The organism is Enterobacter cloacae complex sp. 382A5 (assembly GCF_050031095.1).
In the GTDB taxonomy this organism is placed as follows: domain Bacteria; phylum Pseudomonadota; class Gammaproteobacteria; order Enterobacterales; family Enterobacteriaceae; genus Enterobacter; species Enterobacter cloacae.
The window spans coordinates 4,237,779-4,259,075 of the sequence record NZ_JBLGVK010000001.1 but is presented as its reverse complement, the minus strand read 5'-3'; the positions used below and the strand labels follow the sequence as shown (position 1 = coordinate 4,259,075).

Here is a 21,297-nt window from a genome sequence, read left to right as displayed (position 1 = left end):
ACGTCGTTCCTTAACCGGCTGGAGTCGTAGAGGTATCGGGTGTGGCGACGACGGTAGCCCCAGGTTTGGCTTTTTGTAACCCACTGACAATCACGCGGTCACCGTTTTTCAGCCCCTCTGTGACCAGCCAGCGATCGCCAATGGCCTGAGAGGCAACGACGGTGCGTGACTCAACCTGGTTTTTGTCGTTAACAATCAGGACAGTTGCATCCCCACGCGGCGTGCGGGTGACGCCTTGCTGTGGGATCAGAATCGCATTCGGCTGCGTACCCTCATTAATGCGGGCGCGTACAAACATTCCCGGTAACAGCAGGTGTTGCGGATTCGGGAAAATCGCCCGCAGAGTGATGGAGCCAGTGCTTTCATCAACCGTCACATCAGAAAACTGCAGCGTGCCTTTTAGCGGATAGGGCTGACCATTCTCCATCAACAGCTCGACGGTGCTGGTGGTCTCCCCTTTTTGCAGGCTTGTCTGCTTCAGACGCATAAAATCATTGCTGGACTGGGTGACATCGACATACATCGGATCCAGTTGCTGTACCGTTGCCAGGGCGTTTGCCTGGCCGTTGGTGACGAGAGCTCCCTCGGTCACGCTGGATTTACCAATGCGACCATCGACGGGAGAGGTGACTTTGGTATAGGCAAGGTTGATACGTGCGCTTTCAACTCCTGCTTTTGCGGCAACGACGCTGGCATCCGCCTGCTGAGCCGTCGCAACGGCCTGGTCGTACTCCTGCTTACTGACATACTGTGTGCCCACCAGCGGGAGATAACGTTTCACCGTCAGGTGCGCAATATTGGCTGCCGCCTGGGCTTTCGCCAGCTCTCCTTTTGCGCTGTCATACGCCGCCTGATAGCTGGCGGGATCGATCTGATAAAGTGACTGGCCAGCTTTGACATCGCTGCCTTCGATGAAATTGCGACGCAGGATAATGCCGCTAACCTGAGGACGTACTTCCGCAACGCGAAACGCATCTGTTCTGCCCGGCAGCTCTGTTGTCACAGTGAGGGGGGCACTTTTGACAATGTGTACACTCACCTGAGGCGGCTGCGGTTGATGTTGCTGATTTTCCTGCCCATCGCATCCGGCAAGCAGTGCGGCGCAGACAATAAAACCGGTTAAGGGCAAGCGTCTGAAATGATTCGTCATTACTGTTCCTTTAAATACCCATTAACCGATATTTCCGTGGATCGGTGACAGGGCAGGGGACAAAAACAAAAAATGTAGCTGCGTATAATAATGAGGGTATTTAATGTTTTTTAATTTATAAGTGCGGATAAATGCGGCAGGAAAGAAAATCAGAAGAAGGCTTTGCGTTTACAGCAATATACTTTAACAAAAGTAATCAGGAGAGTGATGTTTCATAGAGGGCATTCATCTGTTTTGTGAATTTAATTATTGGCATGTATTTGCCTCAGTTATAAATAAAGCGAATTGACTTTTTTTGTGCAGAATTCACCTTGTCTTTCATGAATACTTCCGATTACAAAACCCTCCTAAACAGCTTAATTCTTGTGAGTAACGAGTAGTCGTCCATGGCGCGTAAAAAGAAAGCAGAGGCTCAACAAACCCGTCAACAGCTGATTGAAGCGGCTATCGGGCAGTTTGCGACACGTGGCGTAACCAACACAACGCTGACAGATATCGCCGATGCGGCAAAGGTGACGCGTGGGGCCGTCTACTGGCATTTCACCAGTAAAACAGAGATATTTAATGCTATCTGGGAACAGCAATTGCCGCTTCGCGATCTCATTCGTGACAGACTTTCTCTTTCCGAAAAAGATGATCCCTTGTTAATGCTTCGTGAGCAATTTATCACTGCGTTGCAATATATTGCGCATGAGCCTCGCCAGTGCGCGCTGTTACAGATTTTGTATCATAAGTGTGAATTTACCAGTGATATGGTTTCCGAGTATGAAATCAGGAAACGTATTGGTTTCAACAATGATTTTCTACGTGCGACACTGGAGCGCTGTATTTCACGAAACATCATTTCTTCGCAGGTCAATGTGGATTTAACGCTGATAGTGTTCCACGGATTTTTTAGCGGAATAATTAAAAACTGGTTAATGAATAACGACAGCTTCAACCTCTATCAAAAGGCACCTGCTCTGGTCGATAACATTCTGGCGACACTCCCGGTGATGCGCGTGTCGCCACGTGAGGAGGCTTACGACTCGGTGTCGGGCAAGATCTCTCCCTGCTCGCAAAGCGTTTCAATGGTCTGCGCGCTGACAGGTTTCCCTAACAAATAGCCCTGAAGGGTATTACAGCCCAGTTCCGTCAAAAAGGCTTGCTGTGCTTCGGTTTCCACCCCTTCAGCCACCACTTTCAGATTCAGCGTTTTCGCCAGGGCGACAATCGCGGAGACAATGGTCGCATCTTCGCTTTCTCCACTGAGCTCTTTTACAAACGCCCTGTCGATTTTCAATTCACAGGCGGGTAAGCGTTTAAGATACAGCAGGCTCGAGTAGCCGGTACCAAAGTCATCAATAGAGGCTTTCACACCCGCATTCGTCAGCTCTGTCAGCACCCGCACGCTCTCATCCGGGTTACTCATCGCAGTGGTTTCCGTCACTTCAAGGATCAGCATTTCCGGCGGTACCTGGTGACGTGTCAGACAATCAAGCACCGTACTCACCAGAGAAGGTTGTTCAAACTGAAGTGTCGACAGGTTCACCGCCATTGACCAGTTTTGATGCCCTTTAAGGTGCCATTCCCGCAACTGGCGGCAGGCTTCGTTGATAACCCAGTTGCCAATGGGAATGATCTGTCCCGTTTTTTCCGCCAGCGGCAGGAACAGGTCTGGCGTAAGCAATCCCAGCTTCGGGTGTTGCCAGCGCAGGAGTGCCTCAAACCCGAGTACGGGGCCAGCCGGCGCGTGGAATTTGGGCTGATAATGCAGCTGTAGCTCATTACGATCGATGGCCAGCCATAGATCGTTCATCAGCTGCAGATGGGTTTGTGCCAGCGTGTTCATGGAGGGCTGGAAAAAGTGATAACCGTTACGGCCCATATGCTTGGTGTGGTACATCGCCGCATCGGCGTTAAACATCAGCTCGCGATCGGTTTTGCCATCGTGAGGATAAAGCGCAATGCCAATACTGAGGGTCACCACCAGTTCATACGGATCTACATTGAATGGACTATCGATAGTGCGCACCAGGGCATTGGCAAGGGAGGCTGCATCGTCCGGCCCCCCAACCTCTGCCAGCAGAACAAATTCATCACCGCCAATACGTGCAAGGGTGAACTGGCCTTTCAGGGGGAGCAGCAGGCGTTGCGTAACGGCAACCAGCAGTTTATCGCCGACATCATGCCCGTAGGCGTCATTGACGGTTTTAAAGCCGTCGAGATCCATAAACATCAATGCGAAATGCGTGCCTTCACGATCTGCTTTGTTGATGGCCTGATCGAGTCGATCTTCCAGCAGGATACGATTGGGCAGGCGCGTCAGCGTATCCTGTAGCGCCAGCTGGGCCAGCTCCCGGTTTGCTTCCGCCAGAGACGAGGCGAGGAGAGAGGTGCGTGCCTGCAGGCGCGCATCCAGCATCGACACCAGCAGGGTGATACCAAGGATGGCGAGTGCGACAACGCTCACCAGCACGGCCAGCCAGCTGCCGTTAATCCCCTCATGGTGAGCCATGGTCGACACTGGAAACTGTGCGGCTTTCATCCCCGCATAATGCATTCCGGCAATCGCAATCCCCATCGTGATTGCGGCACCCATGCGCATCAGCGCGACCTGAGCGGCCTCATGACGCAGGCGGAACGTCAGCCACAGTGCCGCGAGCGACGCAGCAAGCGCAATAGCGACTGATATCGCCACCCATGTTCTATCCCAGATAATACCGGGCGTAACCTCCAGGGCCGCCATGCCGGTGTAATGCATGGCCACGATACCGGTTCCCATGACTAGTGCACCGGGCAGCAGACGGCGCAAACGCAGCTGCTCGCTGCTGACAAGCCACAGCGCAAACAAGGATGAACCCACGGCGATAACCATCGATAACCCCGTCAGGGTGGCGTTGTAGCTCATGCTCATGGAGAGATCCATCGCCAGCATGCCGATAAAATGCATCGCCCATACGCCAATACCCATTGCAACACCGCCACCGGCCAGCCAGATGCGCGCTGCCACGCCCTGACTTCCCGCCACACGCGCGGCCATATTCAGCGCGGTATAGGCAGCAAGGATAGCGACAACAAAGGAGAGGACGACAAGGATATGGTTGTATTGGCTAACCAGCATGATCGGTTCAACTCGAGTGTGAGGTTACGCAAGGGCGGTGGTGAAGGGCGAGACATTATCATCGTAAGGTAATGACTCAAAGGGATTTAAATCCCCGTTTTTATTAAGTGATTTCGGGGTTTTTGACGACGTTTGCGGCTCAGTCCAGCTCTGAACAATTGACGAGTTTAAGCGGGTTCACGGAATCCATATTGCGACACTTATCGGTTTCGGTGCTCATCAGTTCAATCCACTGCATCAGCAGCGCATCAAAGAGAAAAACTGAGACAGCAAAGACAACCAGCCACCAGTATTTACGAATCATTATGACATTCCGGGAGAAGAGAGCCAGTAAGGTGGTGGAAATATACACGAAAAGCGGCGGTTGAAAAGTGGGGAAAGCGAAGGTTTACAAAGCGTTGACGGTGGCAAATGTGGAGCAATAAAAAAGGCGCATCCCCATGCCAGGTAGCGCCTTTTTAAACAAGCATTTCGCTAACCGAAATTAGTTCATGCCGTATTTTTTCAGTTTCTTACGCAGAGTACCACGGTTGATACCCATCATCAGCGCAGCGCGGGTTTGGTTACCGCGGGTGTATTGCATCACCATGTCCAACAGTGGCTGTTCAACTTCAGCCAGTACCAACTCATACAGGTCATTAACATCCTGACCATTCAGTTGAGCAAAATAGTTCTTCAGTGCCTGTTTAACCGAGTCACGCAGGGGTTTTTGAGTTACCTGATCCTGAGAGTTAACGGTAGAAACGGTCAGTACGTCAGAATTTACGCGTTGTTCGAACATAGTTCTGTCAGCTCTTTATTTCATTACGCAAGATTTTCGAAGTATGCCTCCAACGCCTCCAGCTGTTCGCTGGCATCCTCTATGGCGTTGAATGTGCGCCGAAACTGGTCATTTGGAGCGTGCTCCTGGAGATACCAGGAGACGTGTTTACGCGCAATTCGGTACCCTTTTGCCTGGCCGTAGTGGTCATGCAGTTCCCGAACATGCGAACAAAGCAAGCGCTTAACCTCTGCCAGAGGCAGCGGGGCAAGCAGCTCCCCAGTGTCCAGATAATGCTGGATTTCCCGAAAGATCCAGGGTCTTCCCTGAGCTGCACGTCCTATCATCAGAGCATCAGCTCCCGTATAGTCGAGCACAGCTCTGGCTTTAAGCGGGTCAGTAATGTCGCCATTCGCGATAATCGGAATGGAAACTTTCTGCTTAACTGCCCGAATGCTGTCGTATTCAGCTTCACCGTTGAACAAACAGGCGCGAGTGCGTCCATGAATGGTCAGGGCCTGAATGCCACAGTCTTCGGCCAGTTGGGCAATCTCTACACAGTTACGGTGTTCCGGCGACCAACCCGTGCGAATCTTCAACGTAACAGGAACGTCCACTGCGCTGACAACCGCCGTCAGGATTGACTTCACCTGGTCGGGGTATTGCAGAAGGGCTGAACCTGCAAGCTTGCGATTCACTTTTTTGGCCGGGCAACCCATGTTGATATCAATAATCTGGGCGCCACTTTCCACGTTAATCCGCGCGGCATCTGCCATCTCTTCAGGCACACTTCCGGCGATTTGCACGGTGCGAATACCTGGTTCATCAATGTGCACCATCCGAAGGCGGGATTTATCGCTTTCCCAGACCTGCGGGTTAGACGACATCATCTCGGAAACGGTTAAACCGGCTCCCATCTCATAACACAGCGTCCTGAACGGCCGGTCGGTAATACCTGCCATTGGGGCTGCGATCAGGCGATTTCTGAGCTGGTGGTGTCCGATGCGCATGAGTTAAGAAATGACCATACTGTGACTGCAAGGCGGCGTATATTACGCATTTTTTGCACGAGATGAAAGGCCAAACTTTGAACAATCCACTGTTGTAGATCAAGGAATCGCCACCCAGTCACAATGATGAAAATTATTTTTTATTTAAATCATTATGTTATGTATTAACGGCGATTTTATGACCGCTTACAATTTCCCGTAACTTCTCATCATTTCTCAAAAAATGAATCCGTTGAGCGGGATATTCTGCTGTTTTTAGCAGCAGATTCTCCCGCTTCTATGCGATCTGCGTCGCATTTTAGAACATCATCTCAGTACGAAAAATGTTCTTATTTTTTACGGCCTGTGATGCGGCACCACTCTTCTTTTTCCACCACCGGATCGAGGGTGAAGAGATCGGCGTAGGCTTCGCAAACGCTGTCAGCCTGGCTTGCCAGGATCCCGGAAAGCCCCAGCAGACCGCCCTCAACGGGCAGCACGCTGATTAACGGTGCAAGCTCGCGTAATGGGCCCGCCAGGATGTTAGCGACCACCACATCGGCTTTCATGGCCTCTGGCTGCGCGTCCGGGAGATACAGCTCAAGGCGATCGGAAACGCCGTTACGCTCGGCGTTATCACGACTGGCCTGAATAGCCTGCGGATCGATATCGATCCCGATGGCTTTTGCGGCGCCCAGCTTCAGTGCGGCAATGGCGAGGATCCCGGATCCACAGCCGAAGTCGATCACGGTTTTCCCTTCCAGATCCAGACCATCCAGCCACTGCAGGCACAGTGAGGTGGTCGGGTGGGTGCCGGTACCGAATGCCAGACCCGGGTCGAGCATCACGTTGACCGCGTTTTCATCGGGAACTTCGCGCCAGCTTGGGCAGATCCACAGACGCTTGCCAAACTGCATGGGGTGGAAGTTATCCATCCACTCGCGTTCCCAGTCTTTGTCTTCCAGTTGTTCGATTTTGTGCGCAAAACCCGCGCCCAGCAGAGGATGATGTTCCAGAATCGCGACCACTTCTTTCATGTCGGTTTCAGCATCAAACAGGCCAATCACGTCGGTATCGCCCCACAGGCGTGTTTCGCCCGGCAGCGGCTCAAAGACCGGCGTGTCATGCGTGTCCTGGAAGGTGATAGAGACCGAGCCGGCCTCCATCAGCGCATCGCTCAGCTCTTCGGCGTGAGCACCGGTTGTGTTCAGTTTTAGTTGGATCCACGGCATGGCAAAACTCTTTATTTATCAGTAGACATCATAGCGGGTTGTGGGACGGGTTGACCGAAACGGTTACCCACCACAAACGCCAGTAAACTTAACAGTAACGAAGGCACAATTGGATGGAAGCCCAGGTACTGGATCTTAAAGGTAGCGAGCACGGCGTACACGACACCGCCAACAATCATGCCGCTTAGCGCGCCCGCAGCATTCGCGCGCTCCCAGTACAGGCCAAGCACCAGCGGCCACAGGAAAACAGCTTCAAGGCCGCCAAACGCAAGCAGGTTCAGCCAGATGATCATCTCCGGTGGACGCCAGGCGGCCAGCAGCAGCAGTGCCCCTAATAACAGCGTAATCACTGCAGACATCCGCTTTAAGCGTCGTTCGTTTTTCAACTGCTCGGGACGCAAATTCAGATAGAGATCTTTGATAATCGTAGCGGAACTTTGCAGCAACTGAGCGTTGATCGTCGACATAATGGCGGCCATCGGTGCGGCAAGGAAAATCCCGGCAGCAAAGGGTGGCAGGACTTTAACCATCAGGGTAGGGATCACCAGGTCGGGCACGGTAAGATCTGGGATCACCGCACGACCTAATGCACCTGCCAGATGCATTCCCAGCATCAGTATCGCCACCACAATGGTCCCGATAATAATGCCGCGATGGACCGCTTTACTGTCCTTATAGGAGATACACCGTACAGCGGTATGCGGCAGTCCAATGACGCCGAAGCAGACCAGCACCCAGAAGGAGGTCATAAAGGTGGGTGAAAGAATGTCATCTGCGCCCTCTGGAGTGACCAGTTTCGGGTCAATCGCTTCCAGGGTTTCAACAGCATGGCTCAGGCCGCCTGCCGCATGGACAATCCCCACCAGCAGCACAATGGTTCCGATGAGCATCACCATGCCCTGCAGGGTGTCGTTCAGTACGCTGGCGCGGAATCCACCAAACGCCGTATAAAGCGCGATACTGATCCCAAAGATAAGCAGGCCAGTCTCGTAAGGGATCCCTGCTGCGGTTTCAAGCAGACGTGCACCGCCAATAAACTGCACCGTCATCGCACCCACAAAGGCGACCAGCAGACTTAAACTTGCCAGCCAGACCAGTAAACGGCTGCGGTAGCGAGCAAACAGCATGTCGTTCAGCGTCACGGCATTATAGCGACGCGCCAGAATAGCGAACTTCTTGCCGAGTATACCCAGCGAAAGCCAGATAGCCGGGAGCTGGATCATCGCCAGCAGCACCCAGCCTAACCCATATTTATAGGCTGCCCCGGGACCGCCAATAAATGAGCTGGCGCTGATATAGGTGGCGGTGAGCGTCATCGCTAACACAATGCCGCCCATTGAACGGCTGCCGAGGAAATATTCGTTCAGGAAGGTGCCGGTTGCCCTTTTGCGCATGGCATACACGGACACGCCAAACACGACCAACAAATACGCGATAAGCGGCAGAATGACTTCAAGCTGCATCGTCGTCCTCCAGCGGGATATCGCGATAAATGAATTTCACCATTGCCCAGCACAGCAGGATAAAAATCAGCGGTACCAGCAGACAGGCCATTTCAAACCAGTGAGGCAGGCCGGTGATGCCAATTGCAGAATCAGGTAAGTAAGCGGTTACCAACCATGCGGCAAGATAGAGAAGGGTCAGCCACAGCGCCCAGCGCGCTTCTTTATGGGCCTGAACAAAACGTTTGTCCATTTTTTGTCCCTTGTGGATGAAGAAAGCGGGGATTGTACATGATGGGCCTTGACGATCCCCAGAAATAAAAAAGGCCGGTTAAACCGGCCTTTTAGCATTGATGCTTTCTTACTTCTCGTTGAGACCGAGTTTTTTCTCCAGATAGTGGATGTTCGTCCCACCATTCTGGAAGTGCTCGTCGCTCATGATGCGCATCTGCAGATCAACGTTGGTTTTGATACCGTCGATGATTAGCTCCTGCAGGGCGTTCTTCATGCGGGCAATCGCCACGTCACGGTTTTCGCCGTAGCAGATAAGCTTACCGATCATTGAGTCATAGTACGGCGGTACGGTGTAACCGGCGTAGATATGAGACTCCCAACGCACGCCAAAGCCACCCGGCGCGTGGAAACGCGTGATTTTACCCGGGCTTGGCAGGAAGGTATTCGGGTCTTCGGCGTTGATACGGCACTCGACCGCATGGCCTTTGACCACTACTTCTTCCTGTTTGATGGACAGAGGCTGGCCGGCAGCGATACGCAGCTGCTCTTTGATCAGGTCAACGCCGGTGATCATTTCGGTAACCGGGTGTTCAACCTGAATACGGGTGTTCATCTCAATGAAGTAGAACTCACCGTTTTCGAACAGGAATTCGAAGGTACCCGCCCCGCGATAGCCGATGTCGACACACGCTTTGGCACAACGCTCGCCGATGTAGCGACGCAGTTCCGGGGTAATGCCCGGTGCTGGTGCTTCTTCGACCACTTTCTGGTGACGACGCTGCATGGAGCAGTCACGTTCTGCCAGATAGATAGCGTTACCCTGACCGTCAGCCAGCACCTGAATTTCGATGTGGCGTGGGTTTTCCAGGTATTTTTCCATGTACACCATGTCATTGCTGAAAGCTGCTTTCGCTTCCGCTTTGGTCATGGAGATGGACTGTGCCAGTTCAGCGTCGCTGCGCACTACGCGCATACCGCGACCGCCGCCGCCGCCGGACGCCTTGATGATCACCGGGTAGCCAATGCGTTTAGCATGAGCACGGTTTGCATCCATGTCGTCAGTCAGCGGGCCGTCAGAACCTGGAACGGTTGGAACACCGGCTTTTTTCATCGCGGTGATTGCAGACACTTTGTCACCCATCAGGCGGATGGTGTCAGCTTTCGGGCCGATGAAGATAAAGCCAGAGCGTTCAACCTGCTCAGCAAAGTTGGCGTTCTCGGAGAGGAAGCCATAACCCGGGTGAATTGCCACCGCGCCAGTGATTTCAGCGGCGCTGATGATTGCCGGGATGTTCAGATAGCTTTTTACGGACGGAGCCGGGCCGATACAGACCGTCTCATCCGCCAGCAATACGTGTTTTAAATCGCGGTCCGCGCTTGAGTGCACAGCGACAGTCTTGATGCCCAGTTCTTTACAGGCACGAAGAATACGCAGTGCGATCTCGCCGCGGTTGGCGATAACAATTTTATCCAGCATGTTCGCCTCGTTACTCGATGACGACCAGCGGCTCGTCAAATTCTACCGGCTGACCACTTTCGACCAGAATCGCCTTCACAGTACCTGATTTGTCTGCTTCGATCTGGTTCATCATTTTCATGGCTTCAACGATACACAGGGTATCGCCTACGTTGACTTTCTGACCCACTTCGATGAACGCCTTCGCGTCCGGGCTCGGGGTGCGGTAGAAAGTACCAACCATTGGGGAACGTACGATGTGACCACTGATTTCTGCTGCAGCGGCAGGTGCGGCTTCAGTTGCGGCTGGTGCAACGGCTGCAGAGAGCGCAGGCTGCTGCACTGGCGCAGCATAAGCTTGCTGCATTACCGGGAAGCTAGCGGCTGGGGCTGCACGGCTGATGCGTACAGACTCTTCGCCTTCAGAAATTTCCAGTTCGGAGATGCCTGATTCTTCAACCAGCTCGATCAGTTTTTTAATCTTACGAATATCCATGAGTGGGTTCCGTACTCTTGTTTAGTGTGATTGTGACAGGCGTTTTACCGCTGTCTGTAAAGCGTATGAATAACCGTCTGCGCCCAGTCCGCAGATAACGCCAGCGGCGATATCCGACAGATACGAATGGTGGCGGAACGGCTCTCGGGCGTGCACGTTGCTGAGGTGGATCTCGATAAACGGGATACTCACCGCCAGCAGTGCGTCGCGGATAGCAACACTGGTGTGCGTAAACGCGGCCGGATTGATCAGGATATAGTCCACAGTGTCTTTAGCCTGATGAATACGGTCGATGAGTGCGTACTCCGCGTTTGACTGAAAATGATCCAAATCCACATTCAGTGACGCTGCTTCCGTGCCCAAACGGTTAACAATTTCACTCAATGTCAGCGTGCCATACTTCTCTGGCTCACGGGTGCCGAGCATGTTCAGGTTCGGTCCGTTTAAAACTAAGATTCGGAATTTTTCTGCCATTGTGTCGCTATCTCCTGCGAATCTCGGGTAAAAACCAAAATATACCTTTGAAACGCGAAAGTCACCTGATGACTTTCCTAAAATGCATTCAGGAAAACCAAAGTCGCACATTATAACGATTTCGTAGCATTTGGCAGCTAAATACTGGTCTTATCAGGGAAGATTATCAACCGCTATCCGAAAAAGAATGGCGGTTGATAAGTAATCTGCGGGAAAACGCACAGTTTCGCGAACTATCGTAACCACTGGCGGAACTTCTTGTAACGCCATGCTAAAAGCGCCAAAGCCAGCAGCGCGTAGAGGATGGGCTGAGGCGAGAGGATCTTCACGGACCACAGATAATGGATGGGTGCGAGGATCGCGACAAGATAGACGAAGTTGTGCAGCAACTGCCAGCGCTTACCCAGTTTTCGCTGCGCATATTGCGTGGATGTCAGCGCTAATGCCAGTAACACCAGCCAACTGACAATGCCCAGCGTCAGATAAGGACGCGTGACCAGTTCGCGGCCCAGCAGTGCCAGGTTGTTAATCCCCAGTTCCAGCAGCGCGTAGCTGGTCAGGTGCAACGTGGCCCAGGCGAAACACCATAGCCCTAAAAGCCGACGTGTGCGTATCAATAATGGCTGTTTAGCGTAGCGCGCCAGCGGCGAAACCAGCAAGGTCGCCAGTAAAAATTTCAGAGCCATCCGACCAGTAAAGTGCTGGATATCTTTAGCCGGATCGGCACTAAAGAGCCCCTGGCTGGCGGCCCAGAACAACCAGATAAACGGGAGCAACCCGGCTAAATGCAGCAGCACTTTCAGCCAGGTTACCTGTTTTGCCGTTAAACGCACTCAGAAGTTCTCCCGTAAATTGAGGCCACGGTAGAGCGACGCCACTTCATCCGCATAGCCGTTAAAGAGCAGCGTGGGCTGACGCTTCACATCCAGCGCACCGCCAGAACCGATAAACCGTTCCGTCGCCTGCGACCAGCGTGGGTGATCGACATGCGGGTTCACGTTGGCGAAGAAACCGTACTCGTCCGGCGCGGCGAGATTCCATGTTGTGGGCGGACGCTCGCGGGTGAGCTTAATACTGACGATCGATTTAATGCCCTTGAAGCCATATTTCCACGGTACCGTCAGCCGGATGGGGGCACCGTTCTGCGGCGGGAGCGCTTTACCGTAAACGCCGACGGTCAGAAGGGTAAGAGGATGCATGGCTTCGTCAAGGCGTAATCCTTCGACATAAGGATATGCAAGCCCACCGCCGATGAACCGGTCCTTCTGGCCTGGCATCTCGTCCGGGGCGTAACGCGTCTGGAATGCGACATATTTCGCATTGCTGGTGGGTTCAACCATTGCCAGCAGCTTATGCAGCGGAAAACCTACCCACGGTACCACCATCGACCAGGCTTCCACGCAGCGCATACGATAGATGCGTTCCTCTAACGGGAAACGGGTGGTGAGATCGTGGTGATCCAGCGTTAAGGGTTTTGCCACTTCGCCGTCAATTTTCAACGTCCACGGATCGGTTTTCATGCTGCCTGCATTGGCCGCAGGATCGGCTTTATCAAGCCCGAATTCGTAGAAGTTGTTATAACCGGTGACTTTATCTTCCGGCGTGAGCGTCAGTTTGTTTTGCCACTCGGCAGGTTTCGTAAAGGTGAGCGGGGCACCGGAAGGGGCTTTTGGCCGATCGTTGCCTTTAAACCAGTCGAGCAAATCAGCGTGAGCCGCAGGTGTGAGCGACAACGCGGTGGCACTGATGCCAAGCATTTTCAGGATCTGGCGGCGCTGTAACATAAAGACAGATTCGGACGTTACGTCGGCTTCCGTCAGTTTTCGGGTTTTCATGGCATCCTCCGTCATGCGTTTTTCTAAGCATGACGGAGGAGAAGGATTAGCGCGAATATGTCACGAAAATTTGAAGATTAGGCAATTTTCACCAGCGCGCGGCCATGGAACTGATTATCCATGATCTTACCGGCATATTCCGGCGCCTGGCTGAGGGCGATTTCGGTTGCACTCTGCGTGAAGAAGGACTCAGGCAGGTCGCGTACCAGACGCTCCCAGGCTTCTGCACGACGGGCCGCCGGAGTCATGACGGAATCCACACCCTGCAGGCGTACGTTACGCAGGATAAAGGGCATAACGGTGGTTGGCAGCGCAAAACCGCCCGCCAGACCGCAGGCCGCTACGCAGCCCCCGTAGTTCATCTGCGCCAGCACTTTTGCCAGCACGTTATTTCCGACGGTATCCACCGCTCCGGCCCAGATCTGTTTTTCCAGCGGACGGGTTTCGGCAAATTCGTCGCGGCCAAGAATGCGGCTGGCACCAAGCTGACGCAGGTAGTCATGGGTGCTTTCACGGCCTGAGACCGCGACGACCTGATACCCCAGTTTGTGCAGTAAAGCCACCGCCGTGCTGCCAACGCCACCGCTGGCCCCGGTCACGACTATCTCGCCTGACTCAGGGCGGATACCGGCATCTTCAAGGGCCATGACGCACAGCATGGCGGTAAAGCCTGCGGTGCCGATAATCATCGCTTTGCGGCCATCCAGCCCAGCAGGCATGGGCACCAGCCACTCACCTTTCACCCGCGCCTGCGTTGCCAGCCCGCCCCAGTGATTTTCGCCGACGCCCCAACCGGTGAGCAGCACCTGCTGGCCGGCATGAAACCGCGGATCTTCGCTGGAATGAACGTGGCCTGCAAAATCAATCCCTGGCACCATCGGGAAATTTCGGATGATTTTACCTTTGCCGGTGATGGCCAGGGCATCCTTGTAATTCAGACTGGACCAGTCGATGTCGACGGTGACGTCGCCTTCGGGCAGACGGCTCTCATCAAGGGCTTGCATCGAGGCAACGGTATTGCCGTCCTGCTGTTCTAAGATCAAAGCCTGCATACAGGATCCTCACTATTCTGATGATTGGAAAATGCGTTCTGAAGACTATACTCGCTCAATGAAACGCTATGCCGATTTAACGCAATAAATTGCCAGATACACCAGGTTTGGTAGTATGGCGCATTTGAAATGCAAGTTAGCGCTTACTCGCTACCCATCAACCCACGGAGTAATCTCAAGGATGCGATTAACGACGAAGTTCTCAGCTTTTATCACGTTGCTGACGGGGTTAACCATTTTTGTCACGCTCCTTGGCTGCTCCCTGAGCTTTTATAACGCCATTCAGGACAAGCTGGTCAACCGGGTTGAGTCTGTTGCGTCAGTTATTGATACGCGTCTGATTACCACTCCGCTACCGGAACTCTCCCGCGAGCTGGATGAGTTGATGGTACCGGTTGATATTGTGCAGGTCGACATCACCCAGGGAAAGCATCCGGTGCTAAGCCATCAGCGTCAGGGCAGCTATCGGCCTGCGGGCGTCGTGAGCCAGTATCGGGAAGTGAATGTCCATTCCCTTAAAAATCCGGGGATGACAATACGCCTGGTCTACCTCGATCCCATGGCCAGCTATTTCCGCTCGATGATGACCACCGCGCCACTCACCGTTGCCGTCGCCTTTATTGTCCTGCTGATTTTTCTTGCGGTTCGCTGGCTACGCCGTCAGCTCTCCGGTCAGGAGCTGCTGGAAAACCGCTCCGTGCGAATACTCAACGGGGAACGCGGCCCGCAGGTGCGGGGGTCGGTCTATGAGTGGCCGTCCAGCACCAGCAGCGCGCTGGACACGCTGCTTTCAGAAATTCAGTTCGCCAGCGATCAACGCAGCCGCATGGATACGCTGATCCGTTCCTATGCCGCGCAGGATAACAAAACCGGTCTGAATAACCGCCTGTTCTTTGATAATCAACTGGCCACGCTGCTGGACGACCCGGAAAAGGTAGGAACGCACGGGGTCGTCATGATGGTTCGTCTGCCGGATTTCGATCTCCTGCGCGATACCTGGGGACGCCGCGTGGCGGAAGAGAACCTCTTTACGCTCATCAACTTGCTGTCGACTTTTATTATGCGCTATCCCGGCGCGCTGCTGGCGCGCTATCACCGCAGCGACTTTGCGGTGTTGTTACCCCATCGCACACTTAAGGAATCGGAGAGCATCGCCAGCCAGTTGCTGAAGGCGGTGGATGCGCTACCGCAGAGCAAAATGCTCGACCGGGATGATATGGTGCATATGGGTATCTGCGCCTGGCGCGGCGGGCAGTCAACTGAACAGGTGATGGAGCATGCGGAAGCGGCAACCCGAAACGCGGTGCTGCAAGGGGCGAACGGTTGGGCGGTATATGACGATTCCCTGCCTGAGAAAGGGCGTGGCAATGTGCGCTGGCGTACCCTGATTGAACAAATGTTGAGCCGTGGTGGCCCCCGCCTTTATCAAAAACCAGCGGTGATGAAAAACGGCCATGTTCACCACCGTGAATTAATGTGTCGCATTTTCGACGGCACGGAAGAGGTTATTTCAGCGGAATATCTGCCGATGGTCCTGCAATTTGGACTCTCCGAAGAGTATGACCGTCAGCAAATTAGCCGACTGATTCCGTTTTTATCTTTTTGGCCTGAAGAAAGTCTGGCATTACAGGTGACCGTCGAGTCGTTAATTCGCCCGCGTTTTCAACGCTGGCTGCGCGATACATTAATGCAATGCGAAAAATCGCAACGCAAACACATTATTTTTGAACTTGCAGAGGCGGATGTTGGTCAACACATCAGCCGGTTACGTCCGGTGGTACGTTTGATCAATGCGCTGGGTGCGCGTGTGGCGGTGACACAGGCGGGCCTGACGCTGGTCAGCACCAGCTGGATCAAGGAGCTGGATGTGGAATTATTAAAGCTACATCCGGGGCTGGTCAGGAATATTGAAAAGCGCACGGAAAACCAGCTGCTGGTGCAGAGTCTGGTGGAAGCGTGCAAGGGAACGCGAACACAAGTATTTGCCACGGGCGTGCGCTCCAGAGGCGAATGGCAGATGTTGACAGAGCGTGGTGTGATGGGCGGTCAGGGGGATTTTTTTGCCGCCTCTCAGCCGCTTGACACCAATGTGAAAAAATATTTGCAAAGATACTCTGTTTGACCTGCCGTTTACGCTGTTTTCACGTAGAATATCGCGCCTGTAGCTTTGAGTATGACGAGCAAAAAGCCAGTGAACGACCTTTAGCGGGTTACAAATGAAAGTGAGGAACGCTACTGTGTACTCAGCCCTGAGGGAGTCAGGGGATGAATTTGTAACAGAAGGAAACGTACTGCACAAATTTTCACCGCAGCAGGTGATTTTTGCGCCTTGTCGCTGCTGCGTGTGGTTGGTAAAGTAAGCGGATTTTGTTTTCCGCCCCAGCTTTCAGGATTATCCCTTAGTATGTTGAAAAAATTTCGTGGCATGTTTTCCAATGACCTGTCCATTGACCTGGGTACCGCGAATACCCTTATTTATGTAAAAGGACAAGGCATCGTATTGAATGAGCCTTCTGTTGTGGCCATTCGTCAGGATCGTGCCGGCTCGCCGAAAAGCGTAGCCGCAGTGGGTCATGACGCGAAGCAGATGCTGGGTCGTACCCCAGGTAACATCGCCGCGATCCGCCCAATGAAAGACGGCGTTATCGCTGACTTCTTCGTGACTGAAAAAATGCTTCAGCACTTCATCAAGCAGGTTCACAGCAACAGCTTCATGCGTCCAAGCCCACGTGTGCTGGTTTGTGTGCCGGTCGGTGCGACCCAGGTAGAACGTCGCGCAATTCGCGAATCTGCTCAGGGTGCAGGCGCGCGTGAAGTGTTCCTGATTGAAGAGCCAATGGCTGCGGCTATCGGTGCAGGCCTGCCTGTTTCTGAAGCCACCGGTTCGATGGTGGTTGATATCGGTGGTGGTACCACTGAAGTGGCCGTTATCTCCCTGAACGGCGTGGTTTACTCCTCTTCTGTGCGTATCGGTGGTGACCGTTTCGATGAAGCGATCATTAACTACGTGCGCCGTAACTACGGCTCCCTGATCGGTGAAGCGACCGCTGAGCGCATCAAGCACGAGATCGGTTCTGCTTATCCGGGTGATGAAGTTCGCGAAATCGAAGTGCGCGGCCGTAACCTGGCGGAAGGTGTGCCACGCGGTTTTACCCTGAACTCCAACGAAATTCTGGAAGCGCTGCAAGAGCCGCTGACCGGGATCGTGAGCGCGGTGATGGTTGCGCTGGAACAGTGCCCGCCTGAACTGGCGTCCGATATCTCTGAGCGCGGTATGGTTCTGACCGGTGGTGGTGCGCTGCTGCGTAACCTCGACCGCCTGTTAATGGAAGAGACAGGTATTCCTGTCGTAGTTGCAGAAGATCCACTGACTTGCGTCGCCCGTGGTGGTGGCAAGGCGCTGGAAATGATCGACATGCACGGCGGCGACTTGTTCAGCGAAGAGTAGTCATGGTGAAAGGGTAGCGAATCGCTACCCTTTCTCTCTGACACGAGAATACGCATAGCCTATGAAGCCAATTTTTAGCCGTGGCCCCTCGCTACAGTTTCGCCTGATCCTGGCGGTTCTGGTTGCGCTTGGTGTCATTATTGCCGATAGCCGCCTCGGTACGTTCAGCCAGATCAGAACGTACATGGATACCGCCGTCAGTCCTTTCTACTTTATATCCAATGGTCCCCGTGAACTGCTCGACTCCGTTTCTCAAACGCTGTCCTCACGTGACCAACTCGAACTTGAAAACCGGGCATTGCGCCAGGAACTGCTGTTGAAAAACAGCGAACTGCTGATGTTAGGGCAATATAAGCAGGAAAATGCGCGTCTGCGTGAGCTGCTTGGATCGCCGCTGCGTCAGGATGAGCAGAAGATGGTGACGCAGGTGATCTCCACCGTAAACGATCCTTACAGCGATCAGGTGGTGATCGACAAAGGTAGCGTGAATGGTGTGTATGAAGGTCAGCCTGTTATCAGTGATAAAGGTGTGGTGGGCCAGGTGGTCGCCGTCGCCAAACTGACCAGCCGTGTACTGCTGATCTGTGATGCCACCCATGCGCTGCCTATTCAGGTACTGCGTAACGATATTCGCGTCATTGCGGCGGGTAACGGCTGCACGGACGATCTGCAGCTGGAGCACCTGCCAGCCAACACGGATATCCGTGTGGGCGACGTGCTGGTCACCTCCGGTCTGGGCGGACGTTTCCCTGAAGGGTATCCGGTTGCGGTTGTCTCTTCTGTGAAGCTTGATACGCAGCGTGCCTACACCGTGATTCAGGCGCGTCCAACGGCGGGTTTACAGCGTCTTCGCTACCTGCTGCTGCTGTGGGGAGCCGATCGTAACGGTGCCAACCCAATGACGCCTGAAGAGGTGCATCGCGTTGCCAATGAGCGCCTGATGCAGATGATGCCGCAGGTTCTTCCTGCTCCGGATGCGATGGGACCACCTGCGCCAGTACCCGCGCCGGCGACCGGGATAACGGATGCGCCGCCACCGCCTAAACTCTCATCCGGAGGGCAGTAGTGGCCAGTTATCGTAGCCAGGGACGCTGGGTTATCTGGCTCTCGTTTCTCATCGCGCTGTTGCTGCAGATAATGCCCTGGCCGGACGACATTCTTGTTTACCGGCCAAACTGGGTATTGCTCATTTTGCTCTACTGGATCCTTGCCCTGCCGCACCGCGTAAATGTTGGCACAGGCTTTGTAATGGGTGCCATACTGGATCTCATTAGTGGCTCAACGCTGGGTGTTCGCGCGTTATCCATGAGCATCATTGCATATCTCGTTGCACTCAAATTCCAGCTCTTTCGTAACCTCGCGCTCTGGCAACAGGCGCTGGTCGTGATGTTGTTGTCGCTTGCCGCGGATATCGTTGTTTTCTGGGCAGAGTTTTTAGTGATCAACGTCTCTTTCCGACCCGAAGTATTCTGGAGTAGTGTAGTCAACGGTGTGCTCTGGCCGTGGCTGTTCCTGCTGATGCGTAAGGTTCGCCAGCAGTTTGCTGTGCAGTAAAAGGTTTCTATGACGTCTATCTATCTTGCCTCCGGTTCTCCACGTCGTCAGGAGTTGCTCACGCAGTTGGGCATCGCTTTTGAACGTATCGTTACCGGCATCGAAGAAAAACGTGCTGAGGGTGAAAGTGCTCAGCAGTATGTTTCTCGCCTGGCGCGTGAGAAAGCGCAGGCTGGCGTTGCGTGCGTGCCACGCGACCTGCCGGTATTGGGGGCGGATACCATCGTTATCCTTAACGGTGAAGTGCTTGAGAAACCGCGAGACGCTGAGCATGCAGCACATATGCTGCACAAAATGTCCGGGCAAACGCATCAGGTGATGACCGCGGTGGCGCTGGCGGACAGCAAGCACGTGCTGGATTGTCTGGTGGTGACGGACGTGACCTTCAGAGTACTGACCAACGACGAGATCGCCGCGTATATTGCCAGCGGTGAACCGATGGATAAAGCAGGTGCATACGGTATTCAAGGGCTGGGTGGCTGTTTTGTCAGGAAGATAAATGGCAGCTATCACGCCGTAGTCGGCTTACCGCTGGTGGAAACGTATGAGTTGCTGAGCAATTTTAACTCACTGCGTGAGGGAAGGGATAATTATGACGGCTGAATTGTTGGTAAACGTAACGCCATCGGAAACCCGTGTGGCCTACATTGATGGTGGCATTCTTCAGGAAATTCATATTGAGCGTGAAGCGCGACGCGGAATAGTAGGCAATATCTACAAAGGTCGTGTCAGCCGCGTACTGCCGGGTATGCAGGCGGCTTTTGTAGATATTGGACTGGATAAGGCGGCATTTTTACATGCCTCCGATATCATGCCGCATACCGAGTGTGTCGCAGGCGAAGAGCAAAAGCAGTTTGCCGTACGCGACATTTCGGAGCTGGTGCGTCAGGGGCAGGATCTGATGGTGCAGGTGGTGAAAGACCCCCTTGGCACCAAAGGCGCCCGTCTGACAACCGACATCACATTACCTTCCCGTTACCTGGTCTTTATGCCGGGCGCGTCGCACGTGGGGGTTTCCCAGCGTATTGAAAGTGAAAGCGAGCGCGAGCGCCTTAAGAAAGTGGTCAGCGCCTACTGCGACGAACAGGGCGGATTTATCATCCGAACCGCTGCCGAAGGGGTTAGCGAAGAGGATCTGGCATCCGATGCGGCTTACCTGAAGCGCGTCTGGACCAAGGTGATGGAGCGTAAAAAACGCAACCAGACCCGCTATCAGCTGTACGGTGAGCTGGCGCTTGCCCAGCGCGTCCTGCGTGATTTTGCTGATGCTCAGCTCGACCGAATCCGCGTGGACTCGCGCCTCACCTACGAAGCGCTGCTCGAATTTACCGCTGAGTACATTCCGGAAATGCCTGGCCTGCTGGAACATTACACCGGGCGTCAGCCAATCTTCGATCTCTATGATGTCGAAAATGAGATCCAGCGTGCGCTGGAGCGCAAGGTTGAACTGAAGTCCGGCGGTTATCTGATCATCGATCAGACCGAAGCAATGACCACCGTGGACATCAACACCGGTGCGTTTGTCGGTCATCGCAACCTGGATGACACTATCTTCAATACCAACATTGAAGCGACACAGGCCATTGCGCGCCAGCTTCGTCTGCGCAACCTGGGTGGCATTATCATCATCGACTTTATCGATATGAATAATGAAGACCATCGCCGTCGTGTGCTGCACTCGCTTGAGCAGGCGCTGAGTAAAGATCGCGTGAAAACCAGCATTAACGGCTTCTCACAGCTGGGGCTGGTGGAAATGACGCGTAAACGGACCCGTGAAAGTGTGGAACATGTGCTGTGTAACGAGTGTCCAACCTGCCACGGACGCGGCACCGTAAAGACGGTGGAGACCGTCTGCTATGAGATCATGCGTGAAATTGTCCGCGTTCATCATGCCTACGACTCCGATCGTTTTCTGGTCTATGCTTCCCCTGCGGTGGCTGAAGCGCTGAAAGGTGAAGAGTCGCACGCGCTGGCGGAAGTGGAAATCTTTGTCGGCAAACAGGTAAAAGTACAAATTGAGCCGCTCTATAACCAGGAGCAATTTGACGTCGTCATGATGTAAGACGCAGTTC

The 21,297-nt window shown here is 53.7% G+C and carries 21 protein-coding genes; 7 read left to right on the top strand and 14 right to left on the bottom strand.

What is annotated here, in order from left to right; all coding sequences use genetic code 11:
• Window positions 1-10: 10 nt before the first annotated feature.
• Window positions 11-1,150, bottom strand: coding sequence for an efflux RND transporter periplasmic adaptor subunit (locus tag ACQG2G_RS20085; RefSeq protein WP_061771925.1), 1,140 nt, complete (start codon window positions 1,148-1,150; stop codon window positions 11-13).
• 386 nt (window positions 1,151-1,536) lie between these two features.
• Between ACQG2G_RS20085 and envR the strand changes: the two genes are divergently transcribed.
• On the top strand, window positions 1,537-2,256 hold the full coding sequence (envR, locus tag ACQG2G_RS20080) for an acrEF/envCD operon transcriptional regulator (RefSeq protein WP_071830030.1): 720 nt from the start codon (window positions 1,537-1,539) through the stop codon (window positions 2,254-2,256).
• On the opposite strand, the gene ACQG2G_RS20075 is transcribed toward envR, so the two are convergent.
• The 13 genes from ACQG2G_RS20075 to ACQG2G_RS20015 all read right to left on the bottom strand — a co-directional run bounded on the left by ACQG2G_RS20075 (window position 2,172) and on the right by ACQG2G_RS20015 (window position 14,223).
• A complete protein-coding gene (locus ACQG2G_RS20075; RefSeq protein ID WP_248078675.1) occupies window positions 2,172-4,253 on the bottom strand; it encodes a putative bifunctional diguanylate cyclase/phosphodiesterase in 2,082 nt (693 codons plus the stop codon). The two genes, envR and ACQG2G_RS20075, sit on opposite strands and share 85 nt — an antisense overlap.
• Before the next feature lie 139 nt (window positions 4,254-4,392).
• Complete coding sequence (locus ACQG2G_RS20070; RefSeq protein ID WP_013098997.1) at window positions 4,393-4,557, bottom strand: DUF2556 family protein; 165 nt, start codon at window positions 4,555-4,557, stop codon at window positions 4,393-4,395.
• Window positions 4,558-4,737: 180 nt separating this feature from the next.
• Window positions 4,738-5,034 carry a DNA-binding transcriptional regulator Fis gene (fis, locus tag ACQG2G_RS20065; RefSeq protein WP_000462905.1) on the bottom strand — a complete coding sequence of 99 codons (297 nt, stop codon included), beginning with the start codon at window positions 5,032-5,034 and terminating at the stop codon, window positions 4,738-4,740.
• Between the two features lie 23 nt (window positions 5,035-5,057).
• Window positions 5,058-6,023 carry a tRNA dihydrouridine synthase DusB gene (dusB, locus tag ACQG2G_RS20060; RefSeq protein ID WP_013098996.1) on the bottom strand — a complete coding sequence of 322 codons (966 nt, stop codon included), beginning with the start codon at window positions 6,021-6,023 and terminating at the stop codon, window positions 5,058-5,060.
• Between the two features lie 329 nt (window positions 6,024-6,352).
• Window positions 6,353-7,234 carry a 50S ribosomal protein L11 methyltransferase gene (gene prmA, locus ACQG2G_RS20055; RefSeq protein ID WP_014833498.1) on the bottom strand — a complete coding sequence of 294 codons (882 nt, stop codon included), beginning with the start codon at window positions 7,232-7,234 and terminating at the stop codon, window positions 6,353-6,355.
• Window positions 7,235-7,245: 11 nt separating this feature from the next.
• Window positions 7,246-8,697, bottom strand: a complete 1,452-nt coding sequence (gene panF / locus ACQG2G_RS20050; RefSeq protein WP_020687390.1) for a sodium/pantothenate symporter — start codon at window positions 8,695-8,697, stop codon at window positions 7,246-7,248.
• Window positions 8,687-8,929, bottom strand: a complete 243-nt coding sequence (locus ACQG2G_RS20045) for a YhdT family protein (protein WP_013098993.1) — start codon at window positions 8,927-8,929, stop codon at window positions 8,687-8,689. Before ACQG2G_RS20045 ends, panF begins: the two co-directional genes overlap by 11 nt.
• 108 nt (window positions 8,930-9,037) lie before the next feature.
• Window positions 9,038-10,387: an acetyl-CoA carboxylase biotin carboxylase subunit gene (accC, locus tag ACQG2G_RS20040; RefSeq protein WP_003860388.1), complete on the bottom strand. Its 1,350-nt coding sequence runs from the start codon at window positions 10,385-10,387 to the stop codon at window positions 9,038-9,040.
• A 10-nt stretch (window positions 10,388-10,397) separates the two neighbouring features.
• Complete coding sequence (accB, locus tag ACQG2G_RS20035) at window positions 10,398-10,862, bottom strand: acetyl-CoA carboxylase biotin carboxyl carrier protein (RefSeq protein ID WP_013098992.1); 465 nt, start codon at window positions 10,860-10,862, stop codon at window positions 10,398-10,400.
• A 21-nt stretch (window positions 10,863-10,883) separates the two neighbouring features.
• Window positions 10,884-11,336: a type II 3-dehydroquinate dehydratase gene (gene aroQ, locus ACQG2G_RS20030; RefSeq protein ID WP_013098991.1), complete on the bottom strand. Its 453-nt coding sequence runs from the start codon at window positions 11,334-11,336 to the stop codon at window positions 10,884-10,886.
• Window positions 11,337-11,569: 233 nt separating this feature from the next.
• Window positions 11,570-12,169 (bottom strand): protein-methionine-sulfoxide reductase heme-binding subunit MsrQ, encoded by a 600-nt coding sequence (gene msrQ / locus ACQG2G_RS20025; protein WP_013098990.1) that lies wholly within the window; start codon window positions 12,167-12,169, stop codon window positions 11,570-11,572.
• Window positions 12,170-13,171: a protein-methionine-sulfoxide reductase catalytic subunit MsrP gene (msrP, locus tag ACQG2G_RS20020; protein WP_013098989.1), complete on the bottom strand. Its 1,002-nt coding sequence runs from the start codon at window positions 13,169-13,171 to the stop codon at window positions 12,170-12,172. It lies immediately after the preceding gene.
• Between the two features lie 77 nt (window positions 13,172-13,248).
• Window positions 13,249-14,223 (bottom strand): MDR family oxidoreductase, encoded by a 975-nt coding sequence (locus tag ACQG2G_RS20015; protein WP_347482109.1) that lies wholly within the window; start codon window positions 14,221-14,223, stop codon window positions 13,249-13,251.
• A gap of 181 nt (window positions 14,224-14,404) precedes the next feature.
• Between ACQG2G_RS20015 and csrD the strand changes: the two genes are divergently transcribed.
• From csrD to rng, 6 genes are all read left to right on the top strand, one after another.
• Complete coding sequence (gene csrD, locus ACQG2G_RS20010; RefSeq protein WP_013098987.1) at window positions 14,405-16,345, top strand: RNase E specificity factor CsrD; 1,941 nt, start codon at window positions 14,405-14,407, stop codon at window positions 16,343-16,345.
• 282 nt (window positions 16,346-16,627) lie between these two features.
• Window positions 16,628-17,671, top strand: coding sequence for a rod shape-determining protein MreB (gene mreB / locus ACQG2G_RS20005; RefSeq protein WP_000913396.1), 1,044 nt, complete (start codon window positions 16,628-16,630; stop codon window positions 17,669-17,671).
• A 61-nt stretch (window positions 17,672-17,732) separates the two neighbouring features.
• Window positions 17,733-18,737, top strand: coding sequence for a rod shape-determining protein MreC (gene mreC / locus ACQG2G_RS20000; protein ID WP_013098986.1), 1,005 nt, complete (start codon window positions 17,733-17,735; stop codon window positions 18,735-18,737).
• Window positions 18,737-19,225 carry a rod shape-determining protein MreD gene (gene mreD, locus ACQG2G_RS19995; protein WP_013098985.1) on the top strand — a complete coding sequence of 163 codons (489 nt, stop codon included), beginning with the start codon at window positions 18,737-18,739 and terminating at the stop codon, window positions 19,223-19,225. The genes mreC and mreD overlap by 1 nt, the downstream gene beginning before the upstream one ends.
• Before the next feature lie 9 nt (window positions 19,226-19,234).
• Window positions 19,235-19,828, top strand: a complete 594-nt coding sequence (locus ACQG2G_RS19990; protein WP_038420713.1) for a Maf family protein — start codon at window positions 19,235-19,237, stop codon at window positions 19,826-19,828.
• Window positions 19,818-21,287, top strand: coding sequence for a ribonuclease G (rng, locus tag ACQG2G_RS19985; RefSeq protein WP_014833490.1), 1,470 nt, complete (start codon window positions 19,818-19,820; stop codon window positions 21,285-21,287). The genes ACQG2G_RS19990 and rng overlap by 11 nt, the downstream gene beginning before the upstream one ends.
• Window positions 21,288-21,297: the final 10 nt, after the last annotated feature.

Excerpts from the sequence above, each read along its gene's own strand:
- mreB (WP_000913396.1), top strand. The coding sequence starts at position 16,628 with ATGTTGAAAAAATTTCGTGGCATGTTTTCCAATGACCTGTCCATTGAC.
- ACQG2G_RS20085 (WP_061771925.1), bottom strand. The coding sequence starts at position 1,150 with ATGACGAATCATTTCAGACGCTTGCCCTTAACCGGTTTTATTGTCTGC.
- fis (WP_000462905.1), bottom strand. The coding sequence starts at position 5,034 with ATGTTCGAACAACGCGTAAATTCTGACGTACTGACCGTTTCTACCGTT.
- ACQG2G_RS20015 (WP_347482109.1), bottom strand. The coding sequence starts at position 14,223 with ATGCAGGCTTTGATCTTAGAACAGCAGGACGGCAATACCGTTGCCTCG.
- prmA (WP_014833498.1), bottom strand. The coding sequence starts at position 7,234 with ATGCCGTGGATCCAACTAAAACTGAACACAACCGGTGCTCACGCCGAA.
- accC (WP_003860388.1), bottom strand. The coding sequence starts at position 10,387 with ATGCTGGATAAAATTGTTATCGCCAACCGCGGCGAGATCGCACTGCGT.
- envR (WP_071830030.1), top strand. The coding sequence starts at position 1,537 with ATGGCGCGTAAAAAGAAAGCAGAGGCTCAACAAACCCGTCAACAGCTG.
- accB (WP_013098992.1), bottom strand. The coding sequence starts at position 10,862 with ATGGATATTCGTAAGATTAAAAAACTGATCGAGCTGGTTGAAGAATCA.
- ACQG2G_RS20045 (WP_013098993.1), bottom strand. The coding sequence starts at position 8,929 with ATGGACAAACGTTTTGTTCAGGCCCATAAAGAAGCGCGCTGGGCGCTG.
- csrD (WP_013098987.1), top strand. The coding sequence starts at position 14,405 with ATGCGATTAACGACGAAGTTCTCAGCTTTTATCACGTTGCTGACGGGG.
- ACQG2G_RS20070 (WP_013098997.1), bottom strand. The coding sequence starts at position 4,557 with ATGATTCGTAAATACTGGTGGCTGGTTGTCTTTGCTGTCTCAGTTTTT.
- dusB (WP_013098996.1), bottom strand. The coding sequence starts at position 6,023 with ATGCGCATCGGACACCACCAGCTCAGAAATCGCCTGATCGCAGCCCCA.
- aroQ (WP_013098991.1), bottom strand. The coding sequence starts at position 11,336 with ATGGCAGAAAAATTCCGAATCTTAGTTTTAAACGGACCGAACCTGAAC.
- mreC (WP_013098986.1), top strand. The coding sequence starts at position 17,733 with ATGAAGCCAATTTTTAGCCGTGGCCCCTCGCTACAGTTTCGCCTGATC.
- msrP (WP_013098989.1), bottom strand. The coding sequence starts at position 13,171 with ATGAAAACCCGAAAACTGACGGAAGCCGACGTAACGTCCGAATCTGTC.
- ACQG2G_RS20075 (WP_248078675.1), bottom strand. The coding sequence starts at position 4,253 with ATGCTGGTTAGCCAATACAACCATATCCTTGTCGTCCTCTCCTTTGTT.
- rng (WP_014833490.1), top strand. The coding sequence starts at position 19,818 with ATGACGGCTGAATTGTTGGTAAACGTAACGCCATCGGAAACCCGTGTG.
- panF (WP_020687390.1), bottom strand. The coding sequence starts at position 8,697 with ATGCAGCTTGAAGTCATTCTGCCGCTTATCGCGTATTTGTTGGTCGTG.
- ACQG2G_RS19990 (WP_038420713.1), top strand. The coding sequence starts at position 19,235 with ATGACGTCTATCTATCTTGCCTCCGGTTCTCCACGTCGTCAGGAGTTG.